We start from the raw sequence: 17,075 nt of genomic DNA, 5'->3' as shown, positions 1-17,075 counted from the left end.
GAGGTAGCTTGTTCGCACGTTGCGAAGGGCTACCTCTTTCTAATTATTTTTTGCGAGTTGTTGTAGTAGAGTTAGACAGGGCTGATTTATTAATGACAATTTTTTTAATGATTGGATAAACAATCGGGGCAACTTTTACGGCCGTTTTAAAAATTTTTCCAATATTCATAGTGCTTGCACTCCTTTAGATAATGGTTTAATTAGTTTAATATACCCTAATTTTTAGTGTCTATGAACATTAGCGCAATACTTTAACACCTTGGATGACATTCCAAATAACAATGAAGAATGAGGCTAATGCATATAAGCCCATCAGTAGGAACATAGACGTAAAAACTGTGTCACCCCAATTTGGTTCATTGCCACTAAGGATGACTGTAAATAAGAAAAAGGCAGCAATAATTATACCAATAACAAATGGGATTACATGTGATAATAACGCACGTTTTGCATGATAACGAACCTCTTCATCCTGAGAAATTAGAAAGACGATAATCGGTAATAAAAATGGCGCAAAAAAGATGCTAAAATAATTAAGTGCGCTCAAGCCTTTCGTATTGTCCATAAAAATCAGCTCCTTTGTAAATTATACGAATAGGGCAAACAAAAAGATTCGTAATGAAAACAAAAAAATCTGTTGTTGAATTATAGTGCTGCGTTCAGTACAATGAGTATGTTCTAGCAATTTAAGATGTATGCCCACAAGGGGGGCCGATTTGTCGGCTGAGATTGTACACGTATGTACTGACCCTTCGAACCTGTAAGTTAACACTTGCGCAGGGATGTGGATAGAAACCGACTTCTAACCGACGTCAGGCTCTGTCCTGATGTCGGTTTTTTTTATTGTCTAGCCATTCGAGTCACACCATCTAGGTTGAGGCTGACACGATGTCAGTACTATCGATAATGTCGTATGGACGCTGAGTTATTGCTCATACATGCGCGAATGTGCTTTTCTAATTGTCGTCAGGCTTTGCAGTTTCTATTCCTTCTCAAATCCTACATCGGAAAAAAGAGAGGAGATTTGTTATGAACAACAAACGTTTATTAATGCTCGTAGAAATCGCGATTTTCGCAGCAATCGGCATTATTTTAGACCAATTAACATTTACGCTTTGGGCACAGGGCGGATCCATTAGCTTAGTCATGGTGCCAATTATATTAATGTCCATTCGCTGGGGACTATCAGCAGGACTCGCAACGGGCTTACTCATTGGCGTACTTCAAATGATGTTCGGTGCGTACATTTTACACTGGGCGCAGGCACTACTAGATTACGGCATTGCTTTTACTGTCGTTGGTTTAGCTGGAATTGTACGCCAACCATTATTAACGGCTGCAGCAAGGGCAGATAAAACAAAAATTGCTGTTTTTATCGTGATCGGAACGGTTTTAGGTGGTTTTTTACGTTACGTTGCGCATACATTAGCAGGCGTTATCTTTTTTGCGGAATATGCAGGAGACCAAAATGTATGGGCGTATTCGATAATTTATAATGGAACGTATATGCTTCCGGCGACAATATTAACAGCTATTGTTGCAGTATTATTATTTACTTCTGCACCAAAGCTTCTACAAGCAAAATGATAAAAAGTGTAGTTCGTTTTTTATAGCGAACTACACTTTACTTGGTAGATAAGAAAGTATAACTTTCATATCTACATAAGAAAGGACAGCATCTCGCCCTATTTTGGGCGAGATGTGTTTTTCTAATTTTTGCCGCTTGTGAGGTAGCCATAGATAAGCTAAGAACATACATTGTAATTAAGCATTTATTGAATTGATATGTAAGGTTATTCCCGTATAATGTATGATAAAAAGAGCTTCAACGATGTTTGACTTAACGAGATTTTGCGTTACTACAACAGATTTTAATTATGTTATAGTAAAGGGTAGACATTGTTACAGGAAGGACGTTTAACATGATTGTAAAAACTCAAGAAGAAATAGAAGCATTTAAAAAAATCGGCCGTATTTGTGCGGAAATTCGTGAAGCGATGAAGGCTGCGACAAAACCGGGCGTAACAACACTGGAATTAGATGAAATTGCAGGCCGTATGTTTGCGGAGGCTGGTGCGATTTCAGGTCCTAAAGGCGAATATGATTTTCCGGGCTACACTTGTATTAGTGTAAACCACGAAGTAGCGCATGGTATTCCGGGTTCTAAAGTTATCAAAGAAGGCGATATTGTTAATATTGATGTATCAGGCTCTTTAGATGGCTACTTTGCAGATACAGGGATTTCATTCGTTATTGGTGAAGGCTATGAGGATAAAGAAAAGCTTTGTGCGGTAGCAAAATCAGCATTAGATCGTGCGATAACGAAAATAAAAGCCGGTTCAAAATTAAACCAAATTGGTAAAGCAGTTGAACGTGAAGCACGTGATCACGGCTTAACAGTCATTATGAACTTAACTGGTCATGGTCTGGGTCGCTCACTTCATGAATCACCTGATCACATCTTAAACTATTATGATGCTTGGGATACGACGATTATGAAGGAAGGTATGGTGTTAGCAGTAGAGCCATTCATTTCAGCAAAAGCAGAGCATATCGTTGAATCAGGTGATGGCTGGACATTCGTTACACCAGATCAATCATTAGTTGCACAAATTGAACATTCAATTATTGTAACAAAGGATAAACCGATAATTTTAACTTTATTGGATGAAAAAGTATAACTTTCCCATCCACATAAGTAAGGACATCAACTCGCCCTATTTTGAGCGAGTTGTGTCTTTCTAATCAGAAGACTAAAAAAATCGTAGACGCCATTTAGGCGCTACGATTTTTTTAGTGTTTAAGAATGTTTTGCTTTATTTCAGGGCGAGATGTGTCTTTTTCATAAAAATAATGCCGACAATCATCACTCCGCATAAAAAGAACGCGGCAGTTGAAACGAGTAGCTCTTCAAAACCATAAGCAATAATAATGCCAATATAACTCCAAATAAAGACAAGTGGACTAATAATATCGAAATGATGATAGCGTAAATGAAGTGCAAATGCGGTACCAATTGTCATAATAATTACTGCCCATAAGGCGTTGCTGAAGCCGAAGTCTGGCCATTCGAAAAAGACATGAATATAACGAATAAAGACTAAAAATAACATTAAGGACCAGCTTAAAAGTGCAGCAATTGGCATACGTAAGTGAATACCTTCTCTGTTAAGAGGATACGTCATATAAAGTCCGAACATAGAGAGGAGTTGTAGTGCCAAGAATGTAATCGAGGCGATATAGAGCTCACTATGCCATGTAAATAAAGTGGCAACTTGTAAAACACTAATACAAACAAATAAAGCCGTTTGCAGTGTAGATACACGTAAAGGCGTATGTCGGTTTTTATAGTAGTTTATCATCCAAACGAATAAACTAACGAATATTACGATCCATAGCATATACACATAACTAGCAGGTAAGAATAAAATCGGTAAACGATTTAAAATTTCAATCGTTGCTTGTCCGTTTAATTCAAACCAATATGCGCAAGTCGTAAATGTTGCTATTACAATAAGAGACGTAAAAAGCAAAACGATGCGATCCATAACGTCCTCTCCTTTCAATAAAATTATATACATTCCTATAGTTTTCAACAACAAATACCATTTACACCTATTTTACAGTAAAATGGAAGTATCTTAACAAGGAGGAATGATATACATGAAAAAAATCAAAGATCTCGACTTATCGCTTGAACTAGACAAAAAAATGTATAAGAAAAAATTAAAAGTTCTTCAGTATGAAATGTTAAACGCTCAGCAGTTTTTATTCAATAATAAAATTGGTTTAATTATATTATTTGAAGGTATGGATGCAGCTGGTAAGGGTGGCGCGATTAAACGCCTAACAGAACGCATTGACCCGCGTGGACTCATTGTACATCCAATTTCAGCACCACAAGCACATGAATTTCGTTATAACTATATGCATCGTTTCTGGCGCAAGCTTCCACAGCATGGACAAATTTCTATCTTTGACCGGTCGTGGTATGGTCGCGTCCTAGTGGAACGTATTGAAGGTTTCGCGACAGAAACAGAATGGAAGCGTGCTTATAATGAAATTAATAATTTCGAGCAACTATTAACAGATGGGGACTATATTATCATCAAGTTTTGGATTCATATTGATGCTGACGAACAATTACAACGCTTTAATGCCCGAGCACAGGATCCATACAAGGCGTGGAAGCTGACAGAGGAAGATTGGCGTAACCGTGAAAAATTTGATTTATATAGTGAAGCCGCTGACGAAATGTTTGCAAAAACGGACTCTGAGCAGGCGCCTTGGTTTTTAATTCCAGGTAATGATAAGCAATATGCACGTATACAAGTATTAAAAGATACAATCGCACATATTGAAAAGGAAGCTGCTCGCCGTGGCTTACATATAACGAATGTATTCGACGAGGCACATAAAGAGGCCTCAGAAGCACTAGCGGAATTAGAAGCGCTAGAAGTACCAGAAGAGACAATTGAAAGAGAAGAAGATAAAAAAGAAAAGAAAAATAATGCGAAAAAGAAAAGTAAATAGCTTCACAAAATGCTATTGAAATTACAATGTTCACTAACTATGTCAATGGATTCAACATGAGTGCATAGATTTTCGTACATATGCACAACGTTTCTCGCATAGGATAAATCGTCGACTCACAATGAACGTGAACGAAACTGCTTTATCCTTCGTAGAAATGATAGGAGCAAAAAAATTAGGAATTAATGGGGGAAGCACAGCAGAAGCCTTTACCGAAGGATTAGCGATGGCGTAACTAGGAAAAGCTATTACGGAACATCCCCATTGGGAGAAAGGAATTGTATTGTGCGAAAAGATGTTAAGGAATTTATGGGGCTTATTTCAGAAAAAGGGTGATCGCGTGATTAGACTATTCGGTGACCAATGTACATTACGCACATTTATAGAATCCGATGCGAGACAATTAGCGGAGTTACTAGCGAACAATAAATATTCTTGGTCGACGTATGAGCCGCTGCACCGAGATGAGTACTACACAGAAGAAGCGCAATATAAAAAGATTTTAGAGAGCCTGCAACTGTTGCATGCAAATCGGGAGTTTTCTTTCGGCATTTATGAGATGAATTCACAGCAATTAATCGGCCATATTTCGCTATATGCCATTAAGCGCTTGCCGTATTCAAGTGCGTTCATTGGCTATTCCGTTGATAAAAGCTTTGTGGGACGGGGTATCGCTACTGAGGCAGTCAAGCTCGTGCTTGAATTTGCATTTCAAACGATTAATATTCACCGTATCGAGGCATATGTTTCACCGAAAAACGAGGGTTCTGTTCGCGTTCTTGAAAAATCAGGACTTGTACGCGAAGGCTTACTAAGAGAGCTGCTATTTATTAACGGTGAATGGGTAGACCATTATATGTATGCCATTTTACAGAACGATTTTAAAAAGATTAGCTACCAGCGCTAATCTTTTTTTTTTGTAAGGCGTTATTAAACGCTGTGGTTCGAATTCGCTCTTTGTGCCGTGGAGAGTTGTAGTATGTTTTCGCTAGGAATGTTTAATTCCATAAAAAACAATGTTATTTTATTTAGCCATTCGTAAAAAAAGCGAATTGGCATGTAACCAATTCGCTGTACAATTATTTACTAATAACAGTATTACCGTCCGTTACTAAATCGAGTCTACCTGTACTTGGGTCAATAACGAGTCCGTGTACTGGTATTCCTTTAGGCATTAACGGATGACTACGCACTAAATCCACACTTTTCATTACGCTTGTTGTCACGTCGCCAAAACCACGTAGCCATTCTTTTAAATCAACTCGAGAATAACTAATGATATCAATGATTTCCTGTTTAACGCCGCGTTCTACCATATGGCCAAGCATTTGATCAGGGTCAATTGCACTCATCCCGCAATCATAATGCCCTACAATGTAAATCTCGTCCGCTTTTAACTCATACACTGCTACAAGTAAACTACGCATAATACCACCAAATGGATGATTGACAATCGCACCGGCACTTTTGACGATCTTCACGTCACCATTACGTAAGTTCATTGCTTTTGGTAATAACTCCACTAGGCGCGTATCCATACATGATAAAATAACAATACGCTTATCTGGATATTTGGTCGTTATAAAAGGCTCGTATTTTTTATCTGTTACAAACGAGTCGTTGAAGCTTAAAATTTCTTTTAATGAAGACATAACTATGATACCCCTTTCCTTACAAAATCTATTTTAAATTAAATTTTTAAGAATTCAAATAATAAAAACATATTTCAGGGTAAACAACTTATAAATAGTGAAAACCGTAAACAAAAAGCAGGGAATAAAAAAACAGCCGCTACAAGAGCGACTGTTAAATACATTAATGATGGTTTTTAGCTAATTCACCAGGTGCAAAGTTACCAGTTTTTGCATCAATGTGAACTGATTCTTCAGATTTTAAACCTACACGTAGGAAATGGATAAAGAACCAAAGGCAGATTAAAAGAACTACTGAATAACCTAAAACAGTTGTAAAGTACTCAATACTAAATGGATGATGATGATTCATAATTGCAGGGCTCCCTTCAGAATATAAGAATATAAAAGTTCGTTACAACCAATTATACATTATGTAATTACTTAATTGGTAGGAGAAATTAATGAAATCTCATAGAATTTCTGTAAAGTATGGCGACATTTTGAAGAAACTATAAATTAAAATAGAGATTTCTACTTTGCAATACATGATCTACCTTACTATTCTTCATATAGTATCGATATGCGTCCTAGTCCTCTGTAAGTTGTTTGCAAGTACCTCTATCAGCTTCGATTGACACAGACTTTACGACTAATTCAGCGAAAAATAATAGTTTCCCATCAAAATTAGACTCCATTTGAATCAATACTCCAATTTGTGAACGGGGAATTTTTATAATATTGATACAATATAATCAAAAGTGTTGAAATTGGAAAGAAAAAACATTAATTCGTCGAAAAATAAATTAATAGCTATTATACTAGTATGTATAAATGTTAATAAATATTAAAATAAACCGAAGTAAAAAGAGACTGAGTATTTGGAGGTACAATAAATGGATATTTCTTCGTTAGTTGGTATAATTCTAGCGTTTATTGCGTTAATAGTAGGTATGTATTTTAAAGGGGTAACGCCAGAGGTTTTAATAAATCCAGCAGCAATTTTAATCATTATCGTCGGTACGATTGCGGCAGTAACAATTGCATTCCCGATGAGTGAATTAAAACGTGTTCCAAAGCTATTTAAAAATCTATTTAAAGAAACAAAGCTTGCTAATGACATTGAACTCATTAAAATGTTTTCTCAATGGGCAGATTTAGCTCGTCGCGAAGGGTTACTAGCCTTAGAAAGTAAAGCTTCAGATATTGAAGACCCTTTCTTAAAAAATGGCTTGACACTAGCAATTGATGGTCAAAATGCGGACTATATTCGCGATGTATTAACAGAAGAAGTAGAAGCGATGGAAGATCGACATGCAAGTGGTTCGTTAATTTTTACACAAGCAGGTACATATGCTCCAACACTTGGGGTACTTGGTGCAGTAGTAGGGCTTATTGCGGCTTTAAAAGATATGAATGATATTGATAAGCTAGGGCATGCGATTTCAGCAGCTTTCGTAGCCACACTTCTAGGGATATTCACAGGTTACGTATTATGGCATCCATTCGCAAATAAATTAAAACGTAAATCCGCAGTTGAAGTAAAGCAAAAGCGAATGATGATTGAGGGGATTTTATCCGTTCTAGAAGGGGAGGCTCCTCGTGTAATCGAACAAAAGCTTGCTTCATATTTACCAATGGAAGAACGTAAGCAAATTACGGAAAGCGGGGCGGGTGGCCTTGGCAAAGAGGCATAAGAAACATAAAAAACATGAAGAGCATGTAGATGAATCCTGGCTAGTACCCTATGCCGATATTTTAACGCTTTTACTTGCTTTATTTATCGTATTATTTGCATCAAGTACAGTTGATGAAGCTAAAATGGAGCAAATGTCCGCTGTATTTAACCAAGTATTTAGTGGTGGCACAGGTATGCTTGAGAATACAGCAGTTATCCAAACATCAGATGCAAATGGTGGGACAGCAAGCTCTGCTGCGATCCGCTACGCACAAGACCAGCAAGAACTGCAACAAATTCAAGGTCGCGTAGATGAATTTATTGCGGTGAATGAATTAGAAAATCAGTTTGAAACGCAAATGACAGATGAGGGTTTACTCATTACAATTCGTGATAGCGTGTTATTTGACCCAGGACAAGCGGTTATCAAACAGGAATATTTATCAATTGCTAACGAGTTGTCGAAAATTCTAATTTTTGATCCAGCACGAAATGTAGTTGTAACAGGACATACAGATAATGTACCAATGAACAGTGCTGAATTTAGCTCGAACTGGGATTTATCTGTAATGCGTGCAGTAAACTTCTTGAAAATTATGGTACAAGCTAATTCAGAGCTAGAATCTAAATACTTTAGCGTTAAAGGCTTTGGCGAATTTAGTCCAATCGAATCCAATGACACTGCAGAAGGTCGTGCAAAAAACCGTCGTGTAGAAGTATTAGTACAACCACGTATCGCGGAAGATGGCACGATGATTGTAGATTAATTAGAAAATCCCACAAGTAGAATACTTACTTGTGGGATTTTCTTTTGACAGTTGACGAACAAAAGTTTATAATTCAAACAAAAGTTTATGTTTATTCAGTCGTGGTCCAACCCTAGACTGAATAAGTATAAAGCCCCTAGCGGATGTCACAGATTTTGAAAGCGGTTGATTTAGGAGGTTAGCCTAAGTTCGAAGCATCCATTCGACTACGGTTAACTGACCTGCATCGTGTAGGCCTAAGTACAATTCAAAATCTTGGCGCATTGTTTATCTGCGTGAAAGCGAAGTGCCAATGAAGCGTCAGCGACATTTACGCTGAGGTGTAATTGATTTATGCGAGGTGAGATAATTGAATGAAAAAGAACAGCTTGTTTACCAATTAATTAAACAAAATCCATATTTATCTCAGTTGGAAATGGCAGAGCAGCTCGGAATGTCTAGACCTGCTCTAGCAAATACGATTTCGGCATTAATAAAGAAGGGCGAGATTATTGGTCGCGCCTATGTATTACCCCAAAAAAATCGCATCGTTGCAATTGGTGGAGCAAATGTCGATCGGAAATTTCATATTGAGGGGCATGTCCAGTTAGGTACATCAAACCCGTCAAATGTAAGCGAAAGCGTTGGCGGAGTTGCCCGTAATATTGCAGAAAATTTAGGACGCCTCGGCAATCAAGTGAAGCTACTAACAACAATTGGTGCGGATAATGACGGTCAATTAGTCGAGCAGGCAAGTCACGCGTATATTAATTTAGATTTGGTAGAAAGACTACCTCAACAGTCTACAGGGTCCTACACAGCGGTGTTAGATGATCATGGGGAGCTTGTAGTCGCTATGGCGAACATGTCGATTTACGATGAACTTAAGCCAAATGTCTTAATAAAGCATGAAGCGGCCTTGCAAAATGCCAGCTGTATTATTATCGATTTAAATTGTCCAGCTGAAACAGTGATGTATATGAAGAACTTTGCGAAGTTACGTCAAATTCCATTGGTCATTGTGCCAGTATCATCACCAAAAATGAGTCGTATGCCAAATGATTTACTCGGTGTAGAATACTTTATTTGTAATCGTGATGAGGCAGAGACGTATTTAAAAATGCCGATGAAATCAGCAGAAGATTACGAGATCGCTGTTCGTCTGCTCCTGCAAAAGGGTGCTAAGCATGTTGTGCTAACACTTGGTGAAAAAGGAGTTATTGCGGGAACAATAGAAGGAGTAAGTCATTATCCAGCTGTTGCTACCAAAGAAATTGTAGATGTAACTGGTGCAGGAGATGCATTTGTTAGCGGCATGTTGCATGGTGTATTAAACGAGGAAGCATTTGACGAGGCGATTCATCTCGGACTTGTCAGCGCATCGAAAACATTACAATCAGATAAAACGGTTCGGGTTGATTTATCAAACGAGCAACTAAAAAATTGGAGGAATTCATAATGAAACAATATTTATCTTATTCACAGGAAGTTTTAGAAGCGAAAGAAAAAGGGTTACCAATCGTTGCACTAGAATCAACAATTATCTCTCATGGTATGCCGTACCCACAAAACGTTCGAACTGCACGTGAGGTAGAGCAAATTATTCGTGACAACGGGGCAGTACCTGCAACAATCGCTTTAATCGACGGTCAAATTAAAATCGGTTTATCAGACGAAGAATTAGAAATGTTCGGGAATACACAAGGTGTAGCAAAAGCTTCTCGTCGTGATATGGGTTACCTACTTGCGACGAAAAAAATTGGTGCAACAACAGTAGCTGCAACGATGATTTGTGCAGAGCTTGCGGGTATTGAGCTATTCGTAACGGGTGGTATTGGCGGCGTTCACCGTGGTGCGGAAACAACAATGGATATTTCAGCGGACCTTGAAGAATTATCAATGACAAACGTAGCAGTAGTATGTGCTGGTGCGAAATCAATTTTAGATATCGGCTTAACACTTGAATATTTAGAAACAAAAGGTGTACCGGTAATCGGCTACGGTACAGACGTACTTCCGGCATTCTACACACGTGAATCAGAATTTGCTGTTAACTTCCGTTCAGATTCAGCAGAAGAAATAGCAGCTATGATGCGCGCGAAATGGGATCTTGGCTTGCGCGGGGGTGCAGTAATTGCTAACCCAATTCCAAAAGCAGATGCATTGGAAGCAAGTTTCATTAACGGTATTATTACACAAGCACTTCAAGAAGCTGTTGAGCAAGGGATTGCTGGTAAAAACGTAACACCATTCCTACTAGGTAAAGTAAAAGAATTAACTGAAGGTAAATCATTAGAAGCGAACATCGCACTTGTGAAAAATAATGCTCGCATCGGCGCAGGTATAGCAGTAGCTTTAAATAACTAATTGGTTTGTTTTAGAAATCGCCATTATTTTGTAATTGTCGCCAGTAAATTTAAAAATATGCCAGTATTTTTAAAATTTCGCCAGTATTTTTATGAAACTCGCCAATAACAAAAAAACAAGTCCCGCACTCAAAATGCAGGACTTGTTTTTATTTGCGTAAATTACCTAACTCGTTAACGATTGCTTCCATTTCACTTGGGCTAAACGAGTCGCGTTTCATAACCATTTCGTAAAGATATTTTAGGTCCTCGTATTTTTCTTCGCTAAATTTATCAGACTGCATAGCATCTACGTTTACCATACGAAGTTTTTCTTTAATTTGCTCAATCATGTAATTAACATTTTCTTGAGATGGCGTTGATAAGTTCATATAAGCACCCTACCTTTCAAAGTATACGAAAATATCATTTCATTTTGACTTGCTGTTGTCAATATAAATGTCGCTCGCCATTACTTTCAAAAAGATGGGAATTTCGTTAAAATAAACATAGGTATCGTTTTACAAAATAAATCTAAGGAATTAGAAAGACACATCTCGCCCCAAAATAGGTCGAGAAGATGTTCTTTATGATGTGGTTAAGAAGGTTATGCTATCTTAACCACTAATAAAACATATGTAGGAGGAGAGTTTATGGGGAAAAGTAAATTACTACCGTTCATCGCATTAGGAGCTTTAGCAGGAGCAGTCGTTAGTATGTTTGATAAATCAACGCGTGAGCATACTATTGAGTCGACGAAGAAAGTAAAGGAAACTGTGTCGTACTATGTAGAAAATCGAGAAGAGTTACAAAACTTAATTGAGACAAAAGTAGAACAGGCGCAGTCTTTCTACACGAATACATCCGAAAATTATAACTCGCTAATGAGTAAGGCAGAGGATGCGCTAACATTACCTTCAACAATTCAAAGCTTGCTAACAGAAACAAAGGACGCCTTTTTAAGTAACGAAAAAAAGTAAGGACATCCTAGAGTGAAAGGAAGTGTGGCTTTTTGACAAGCGATAAAAAAGGCTCGCCAAAAGCAGTGCTCGCATTAATAAATTCTTTCATTGCACCTAATCCAACTAAAGTGGATGTAACAACTGCAAAAGGATTTGTCCAGGACTTATTTATACGTATTAAAGATGTAAATATAAGTGGAATGGGTGCGCAGCTTGCATTCTTCTTCCTGCTTTCATTCTTTCCGTTATTAATTTTTATGGTGTCACTGCTTCCGTATTTAAATTTAGAGCAGGGGCAAGTTTTTGATTTTATAGATGAGATTATGCCAGCAGAAGTGTATATCCTTATAGAAGGGACGCTTTCAGAAGTGTTAACGACTCACAATGGCGGTCTATTATCAGTGGGGATATTAGGGACGATTTGGTCAGCTTCTAAAGGGATTGATGCGTTGATGAAAGGTTTAAACCGGGCATATGATGTAGAAGGACGAGCGGGTATATTAAATCGCGCTTGGTCCCTTATTTTTACGATTTCACTAGTGCTCGTATTTTTGATTGCACTCGTGTTTCCAGTATTCGGCCACCAAATTGGTAATTTAATGTTTTCTTATATTGGCGTCGAGCACACATTCGAAACAGTTTGGACTTTCGTGCGCTGGATAACACCACCAGCACTCATTTTCATCCTACTTCTTTTAATGTATTGGATTGTACCGAACACCGATCCGCGCCTGTCTTTTTTAAGTGTTTTGCCGGGTGTAATATTTGCAACAGGTGGCTGGCTTATGTTAACGTATGGCTTTTCATTTTATATTAATAACTTCGGCAACTTTAGTGCCACTTATGGGAGTATCGGAGGGGTTATTATTTTAATGTTATGGCTGTATTTTACGGGCATGATACTAATGTTTGGCGGGCTCATTAATGCATCGATGCAGAGGTGTCAGCTTGCAAAAAAAATCAAAAAAGAACAAAAATCTCTAGCATTGTAAACGATAAAGGCAACTTGCGAATTTCGCAAGCTGCCTTTTTAAATTAAACATTTTTATTTAGCATGCGTAAGCCGTTTAATATAACGAGGATCGTACTGCCTTCGTGACCAATGACACCAAGTGGTAAATCAATCGCTTGGAAGAAGTTTGATGTAATGAGTAGTACGATTACTGATAATGAGAAAATGATATTTTGCTTTACAATACGCTGCATTTTACGAGAAAGGCGAACTGCATAAGCGATTTTAGATAAGTCGTTTTTAATGAGTACAACATCTGCTGTTTCAAGTGCTACATCTGTGCCGCCACCCATCGCAATGCCAACTGTTGCCGTTGCAAGAGCAGGAGCATCATTAATGCCATCGCCAACCATTCCGACATGTTCGTATTTTGTTAAATAATTTTTAATATGTTTCACTTTTGTTTCAGGCAAACATTCGGCGACATATGCATTTACGCCAGATTCAGTAGCGATCGCTTTTGCTGTTCGTTCGTTATCCCCAGTAAGCATGACTACATCGATCCCTAGCTCTTGAAGCATATCAATCGCTAGCTTTGCTTCCTCGCGCACTGTATCCTTCATTGCGACGAGTGCCGCAATTCCTTTTTCATCACGCAGGAAAATAACTGTTTTTCCTTGTGCAGCAAATTGCTCTAGTGCACCATTACTAAATGCAGAAGCTTCACTGTTACCGACAAAATCGGGTTTCCCCACTTTAAATTTTTCGCCGTTCACTACTGCTTTAATACCATAACCAGGTACGTCTTCAATTTCAACATTGCTAAAAGCTAGAACTTGCTGATTCTTCGCATATGCTGTTATGGCGATAGCAAGAGGGTGATTTGACTGGCTTTCAATTGCTGCGATCGTAGCTAATACATTCGTTTCCTGTAAGCCGTCACGCACGATAAAATCGGTTACAACCGGTAGACCTTGTGTTAATGTGCCTGTTTTATCCACAGCTAACGCACGTAGTAAGCTCAAATGTTCTAAATGAAGACCACCTTTAAATAAAATCCCGTTTTTAGCACCGTTTGAGATGGCTGCAAGTGTCGCGGGCATAATCGCTGCAACAAGTGCACAAGGAGACGCGACAACGAGTAGTACCATCGCACGGTAGAATGTAGTCGTCCAGTCCCAACCGAGTAGGTAGTGTGGAAGGAACATCATCACTAAAACAGCGAGTAAAACAGATTTTACATATGTCCCTTCAAATCGTTCGATAAATTGCTGAGAAGGCGATTTTTCACTTTGTGCAGATTGGACAAGCGTAATAATTTTTTGAAATAATGTATCGCTGTTTGACTTTGTCATATTCATTGTAATGGCACCGTTTAAATTAACAGTCCCTGCGAATACTTCGTCATTCACTTGTTTTGTAATAGGCATTGATTCACCAGTAATCGCTGCCTCATCAATAGTAGATAGCCCTTTAATAATAATGCCATCTGCTGGGATTCGTTCACCAGGCTTTACAAGAAGATGATCGCCAACTGTTAAAGAAGAAACAGCAACCTTCATCGGCTCGAATGCACCGCGTACTAGCCAAGCTTCCTCAGGTTGCATATCCATTAATGCAGAAATTTCACGATGACTTTTATTCATCGCATATGTTTCGAGTGCACCACTTACAGCAAAAATGAAGATAAGAATCGCGCCTTCTGTCCAGTAACCGATAATGGCCGAACCAATAGCTGCTAAAATCATTAATATTTCAACGTTTAATGATTTGTTTTCAATTGTATCTGCAATGCCTTCTTTTGCTTTTGCATACCCGCCGACAACAAAGGCTGTTAAATAGGCAATAATCGAAGCAGTTGTTAACCCATTCGTATCCATACGCCACGCAAGTAAAATAATTAGACCGGAAATGAGCGCTGCGATTAATTCTTGGTGCTCTTTTATTTTCTCATTTAAATTTAGATTTTCTCGATTAGATATATTCATTTACATCCTCCTTGATAATGAATATCAGTATCAAATACCTGATATTATGCTTTTTGATAATGCTTTTCAATTACTTTTGTTTTTATTTTTAATTTATAATTATTATAATCTAGAGCTTGAGTATTGTAAATAGATTTGAATGGAAGGTACATGAAAATTTTGGATAATTAAAAAATGAGGCCATAAAAAAGAGGAGCGACTAATTTAAGTCACTCCTTTAGACTGTAGTACTACATATAATAAGATCCGTTGATTTCCGTTGCGGGCGGGCGCTTTCCGCGGGCGGTCCGTGAGCCTCCTCGTCGCAAGCTCCTGCGGGGTCTCACCTGGACACGCTATTCCCGCAGGAGTCGCCGCCCTCCACTCCAATCAACTCTGTAATACAATTGGATGTTAAAAAAATATAAATGATAAAAGGCATCAAGAGTAACCTCTCGATGCCTTTCGTCAACAATCTGGAGGAGCGACTAATTTAAGTCGCTCCTTTTAAGGAATTACTAATTATAATTTTCTCTGCGGTTGGCGCTGTCGGCTATCGCCTTTCGCGCAGCAGTGATAAAATGTGAATTTCTATAAGGATGTTACTTCAGAAAAAGGTTGTACTACTATATTAGTATACGCGTTCAGCGTACAGAGATAGTTTTTCTAGCGACGACTTTTCTACGTCTGCGTGTAGTGAGTTGCCGTGAGAGTCCATAGTTACAACTGCTGTGAAGCCTTCAACGTTTAAGTGCCACATTGCTTCAGGAATACCGAATTCCATTAGGTCAACACCGTCTACACCTTTAATGCAGTCTGCGTAGTACTGAGCAGCACCACCGATTGCGTTTAAGTAAACACCACCATGTTCGTTAAGTGCTTTTAGTGTTTTTGGTCCCATACCACCTTTACCGATTACAGCACGGATACCGAATTTTTTCATAATGTCGCCTTGATATGGCTCCTCACGAATAGAAGTAGTTGGACCAGCTGCTTTTACTGTCCAGTTACCTTCTGCGTCTTTTGCCATAACAGGACCACAGTGATAAATAACTTGTCCGTTTAGATCAACTGGTGCATCATGGCTCATTAAGTGATGATGAATCGCGTCACGGCCAGTATACATGCGCCCAGTGATCGCCACAACGTCACCTACTTTAAGAGAACGAATTTGTTCTTCAGAAATTGGAGCAGTTAATTGCACGATTTCTTTTGACGTATCGCCAGTTGTTTCAGCTTGTATTTGATCTTCTTTGAATGTGATTTTTTCACCATCTTGGTAATGCCATTTAATGATTTCGCCAGTAGCTGGGTCAATATCAACAGCCATGCGACGGTAAGCCCAACAGTTGTATGCTACAGAAACGTAGAATGAAGCTGGGATACGGTGCATAACGCCGATTTTACAGCCAAGTAAAGTCGCTTCACCGCCGAAGCCCATTGTACCAACGCCAAATGTATTTGATTTTTCTACGATATACTGTTCTAATTGTGCTAATTCTGGATTTGGATTAACGTCTTCTACTGAACGGAATAATTGCTCTTTTGCAAGATCATATCCAGAAGAGCGGTCGCCGCCAATCCCAACTCCGATGAAGCCTGCAGAACAGCCTTGTCCTTGTGCTTGCCATACTGAGTGAAGGATACATTTGCGGATACCATCTAAATCACGACCTGCTCGACCAAGACCTTCAAGTTCTGCTGGTAGGCTGTACTGGATATTTTTGTTTTCACAGCCGCCACCTTTAAGGATTAATTTAATAGTAATATAATCGTTTTCCCATTGTTCAAATTTAATGACAGGAAGACCTTCACCTAAGTTGTTGCCACTGTTCTCACCTGTTAAAGAATCTACTGAGTTTGGACGTAATTTTGCGTCAGCAGTCGTTGCGCCGATTGCATTTTTAATGGCTGCTTTAATTTCGATTTGATTGACACCAACTGGAGTATACACTTTGAATGTTGGAAGACCTGTATCTTGGCAAATCGGTGATACATTGTCTTCTGCCATTGCGATATTGTTGGCGATTGTGTCCAAGCTCATTGCAGCGCGAGTGCCTGCATTCTCTGATTCTTTCGCTTTCTTTATTGCACGACGAACATCCTTTGGTAGGTTCGTTGATGTTTCAGTTACTAGGTCATATAGACTTTTCTCTAATGTTTCTAAGTATGTCATTACATTTTTCCCCCCAGAAAAATAATTTTAATTATAACTCCTTCAATATTATACTCTTTTAGTTGTTCGAAAAAAAGGGAATCCG

18 protein-coding genes and 1 riboswitch are annotated in these 17,075 nt (G+C 38.5%); of the genes, 10 read left to right on the top strand and 8 right to left on the bottom strand.

Translation table 11 applies throughout. The features are described 5' to 3' along the window. Nucleotides 1–43: 43 nt before the first annotated feature. Nucleotides 44–169 carry a hypothetical protein gene (locus MHH87_RS15580; protein WP_340750145.1) on the bottom strand — a complete coding sequence of 42 codons (126 nt, stop codon included), beginning with the start codon at nt 167–169 and terminating at the stop codon, nt 44–46. A gap of 69 nt (nt 170–238) precedes the next feature. Continuing rightward, a complete protein-coding gene (locus MHH87_RS15575; protein WP_340750144.1) occupies nt 239–565 on the bottom strand; it encodes a DUF4870 domain-containing protein in 327 nt (108 codons plus the stop codon). 129 nt (nt 566–694) lie between these two features. Beyond that, nucleotides 695–800, top strand: a riboswitch (TPP riboswitch). Nucleotides 801–1,029: 229 nt separating this feature from the next. On the opposite strand from MHH87_RS15575, the gene thiT reads away from it, so the two are divergent. Together thiT and map are read left to right on the top strand one after the other, a co-directional pair. Beyond that, nucleotides 1,030–1,587, top strand: a complete 558-nt coding sequence (thiT, locus tag MHH87_RS15570) for an energy-coupled thiamine transporter ThiT (RefSeq protein ID WP_340750143.1) — start codon at nt 1,030–1,032, stop codon at nt 1,585–1,587. A gap of 335 nt (nt 1,588–1,922) precedes the next feature. Next, nucleotides 1,923–2,681 (top strand): type I methionyl aminopeptidase, encoded by a 759-nt coding sequence (gene map / locus MHH87_RS15565; protein ID WP_340750142.1) that lies wholly within the window; start codon nt 1,923–1,925, stop codon nt 2,679–2,681. 135 nt (nt 2,682–2,816) lie between these two features. On the opposite strand, the gene MHH87_RS15560 is transcribed toward map, so the two are convergent. Next, nucleotides 2,817–3,548, bottom strand: a complete 732-nt coding sequence (locus MHH87_RS15560) for a hypothetical protein (RefSeq protein WP_340750141.1) — start codon at nt 3,546–3,548, stop codon at nt 2,817–2,819. Between the two features lie 115 nt (nt 3,549–3,663). Here MHH87_RS15560 and MHH87_RS15555 point away from each other — a divergent pair, with 115 nt between their 5' ends. Further along, complete coding sequence (locus MHH87_RS15555) at nt 3,664–4,533, top strand: polyphosphate kinase 2 family protein (protein WP_340750140.1); 870 nt, start codon at nt 3,664–3,666, stop codon at nt 4,531–4,533. 295 nt (nt 4,534–4,828) lie between these two features. Then, nucleotides 4,829–5,440, top strand: coding sequence for a GNAT family N-acetyltransferase (locus MHH87_RS15550; RefSeq protein WP_445683127.1), 612 nt, complete (start codon nt 4,829–4,831; stop codon nt 5,438–5,440). 172 nt (nt 5,441–5,612) lie between these two features. Here MHH87_RS15550 and MHH87_RS15545 read toward each other — a convergent pair whose 3' ends face one another. Then, nucleotides 5,613–6,185 carry a beta-class carbonic anhydrase gene (locus tag MHH87_RS15545; RefSeq protein WP_340750138.1) on the bottom strand — a complete coding sequence of 191 codons (573 nt, stop codon included), beginning with the start codon at nt 6,183–6,185 and terminating at the stop codon, nt 5,613–5,615. Between the two features lie 163 nt (nt 6,186–6,348). Then, on the bottom strand, nt 6,349–6,537 hold the full coding sequence (locus MHH87_RS15540) for a hypothetical protein (protein WP_340750137.1): 189 nt from the start codon (nt 6,535–6,537) through the stop codon (nt 6,349–6,351). A 523-nt stretch (nt 6,538–7,060) separates the two neighbouring features. On the opposite strand from MHH87_RS15540, the gene motA reads away from it, so the two are divergent. From motA to MHH87_RS15520, 4 genes are all read left to right on the top strand, one after another. Then, nucleotides 7,061–7,861, top strand: coding sequence for a flagellar motor stator protein MotA (motA, locus tag MHH87_RS15535; RefSeq protein WP_340750136.1), 801 nt, complete (start codon nt 7,061–7,063; stop codon nt 7,859–7,861). Beyond that, nucleotides 7,845–8,609 carry a flagellar motor protein MotB gene (gene motB, locus MHH87_RS15530; protein ID WP_340750135.1) on the top strand — a complete coding sequence of 255 codons (765 nt, stop codon included), beginning with the start codon at nt 7,845–7,847 and terminating at the stop codon, nt 8,607–8,609. The genes motA and motB overlap by 17 nt, the downstream gene beginning before the upstream one ends. 349 nt (nt 8,610–8,958) lie before the next feature. Further along, nucleotides 8,959–10,047: a carbohydrate kinase gene (locus MHH87_RS15525; RefSeq protein ID WP_340750134.1), complete on the top strand. Its 1,089-nt coding sequence runs from the start codon at nt 8,959–8,961 to the stop codon at nt 10,045–10,047. Further along, nucleotides 10,047–10,955, top strand: coding sequence for a pseudouridine-5'-phosphate glycosidase (locus MHH87_RS15520; protein ID WP_340750133.1), 909 nt, complete (start codon nt 10,047–10,049; stop codon nt 10,953–10,955). Before MHH87_RS15525 ends, MHH87_RS15520 begins: the two co-directional genes overlap by 1 nt. Before the next feature lie 148 nt (nt 10,956–11,103). On the opposite strand, the gene MHH87_RS15515 is transcribed toward MHH87_RS15520, so the two are convergent. After that, on the bottom strand, nt 11,104–11,325 hold the full coding sequence (locus MHH87_RS15515) for a DUF1128 domain-containing protein (RefSeq protein WP_340750132.1): 222 nt from the start codon (nt 11,323–11,325) through the stop codon (nt 11,104–11,106). A gap of 261 nt (nt 11,326–11,586) precedes the next feature. On the opposite strand from MHH87_RS15515, the gene MHH87_RS15510 reads away from it, so the two are divergent. Beyond that, nucleotides 11,587–11,913, top strand: coding sequence for a YtxH domain-containing protein (locus MHH87_RS15510; RefSeq protein ID WP_340750131.1), 327 nt, complete (start codon nt 11,587–11,589; stop codon nt 11,911–11,913). Nucleotides 11,914–11,945: 32 nt separating this feature from the next. Next, nucleotides 11,946–12,887 (top strand): YihY/virulence factor BrkB family protein, encoded by a 942-nt coding sequence (locus MHH87_RS15505; RefSeq protein WP_340750130.1) that lies wholly within the window; start codon nt 11,946–11,948, stop codon nt 12,885–12,887. A gap of 43 nt (nt 12,888–12,930) precedes the next feature. On the opposite strand, the gene MHH87_RS15500 is transcribed toward MHH87_RS15505, so the two are convergent. Continuing rightward, a complete protein-coding gene (locus MHH87_RS15500; RefSeq protein ID WP_340750129.1) occupies nt 12,931–14,835 on the bottom strand; it encodes a heavy metal translocating P-type ATPase in 1,905 nt (634 codons plus the stop codon). Between the two features lie 610 nt (nt 14,836–15,445). Further along, nucleotides 15,446–16,990, bottom strand: coding sequence for a fumarate hydratase (locus MHH87_RS15495; RefSeq protein WP_340750128.1), 1,545 nt, complete (start codon nt 16,988–16,990; stop codon nt 15,446–15,448). Nucleotides 16,991–17,075 lie beyond the last annotated feature (85 nt).

The organism is Solibacillus sp. FSL H8-0538 (assembly GCF_038003525.1).
Classification (GTDB): Bacteria; Bacillota; Bacilli; order Bacillales_A; family Planococcaceae; genus JBBOPI01.
This window is presented reverse-complemented; position numbering and strand designations above follow the sequence as displayed.

What these genes read in the sequence shown, in the direction of transcription:
- MHH87_RS15580 (WP_340750145.1), bottom strand. Translation starts at nt 169, where the DNA reads ATGAATATTGGAAAAATTTTTAAAACGGCCGTAAAAGTTGCCCCGATT.
- MHH87_RS15575 (WP_340750144.1), bottom strand. Translation starts at nt 565, where the DNA reads ATGGACAATACGAAAGGCTTGAGCGCACTTAATTATTTTAGCATCTTT.
- thiT (WP_340750143.1), top strand. Translation starts at nt 1,030, where the DNA reads ATGAACAACAAACGTTTATTAATGCTCGTAGAAATCGCGATTTTCGCA.
- map (WP_340750142.1), top strand. Translation starts at nt 1,923, where the DNA reads ATGATTGTAAAAACTCAAGAAGAAATAGAAGCATTTAAAAAAATCGGC.
- MHH87_RS15560 (WP_340750141.1), bottom strand. Translation starts at nt 3,548, where the DNA reads ATGGATCGCATCGTTTTGCTTTTTACGTCTCTTATTGTAATAGCAACA.
- MHH87_RS15555 (WP_340750140.1), top strand. Translation starts at nt 3,664, where the DNA reads ATGAAAAAAATCAAAGATCTCGACTTATCGCTTGAACTAGACAAAAAA.
- MHH87_RS15550 (WP_445683127.1), top strand. Translation starts at nt 4,829, where the DNA reads ATGTTAAGGAATTTATGGGGCTTATTTCAGAAAAAGGGTGATCGCGTG.
- MHH87_RS15545 (WP_340750138.1), bottom strand. Translation starts at nt 6,185, where the DNA reads ATGTCTTCATTAAAAGAAATTTTAAGCTTCAACGACTCGTTTGTAACA.
- MHH87_RS15540 (WP_340750137.1), bottom strand. Translation starts at nt 6,537, where the DNA reads ATGAATCATCATCATCCATTTAGTATTGAGTACTTTACAACTGTTTTA.
- motA (WP_340750136.1), top strand. Translation starts at nt 7,061, where the DNA reads ATGGATATTTCTTCGTTAGTTGGTATAATTCTAGCGTTTATTGCGTTA.
- MHH87_RS15520 (WP_340750133.1), top strand. Translation starts at nt 10,047, where the DNA reads ATGAAACAATATTTATCTTATTCACAGGAAGTTTTAGAAGCGAAAGAA.
- MHH87_RS15515 (WP_340750132.1), bottom strand. Translation starts at nt 11,325, where the DNA reads ATGAACTTATCAACGCCATCTCAAGAAAATGTTAATTACATGATTGAG.
- MHH87_RS15510 (WP_340750131.1), top strand. Translation starts at nt 11,587, where the DNA reads ATGGGGAAAAGTAAATTACTACCGTTCATCGCATTAGGAGCTTTAGCA.
- MHH87_RS15500 (WP_340750129.1), bottom strand. Translation starts at nt 14,835, where the DNA reads ATGAATATATCTAATCGAGAAAATCTAAATTTAAATGAGAAAATAAAA.
- MHH87_RS15495 (WP_340750128.1), bottom strand. Translation starts at nt 16,990, where the DNA reads ATGACATACTTAGAAACATTAGAGAAAAGTCTATATGACCTAGTAACT.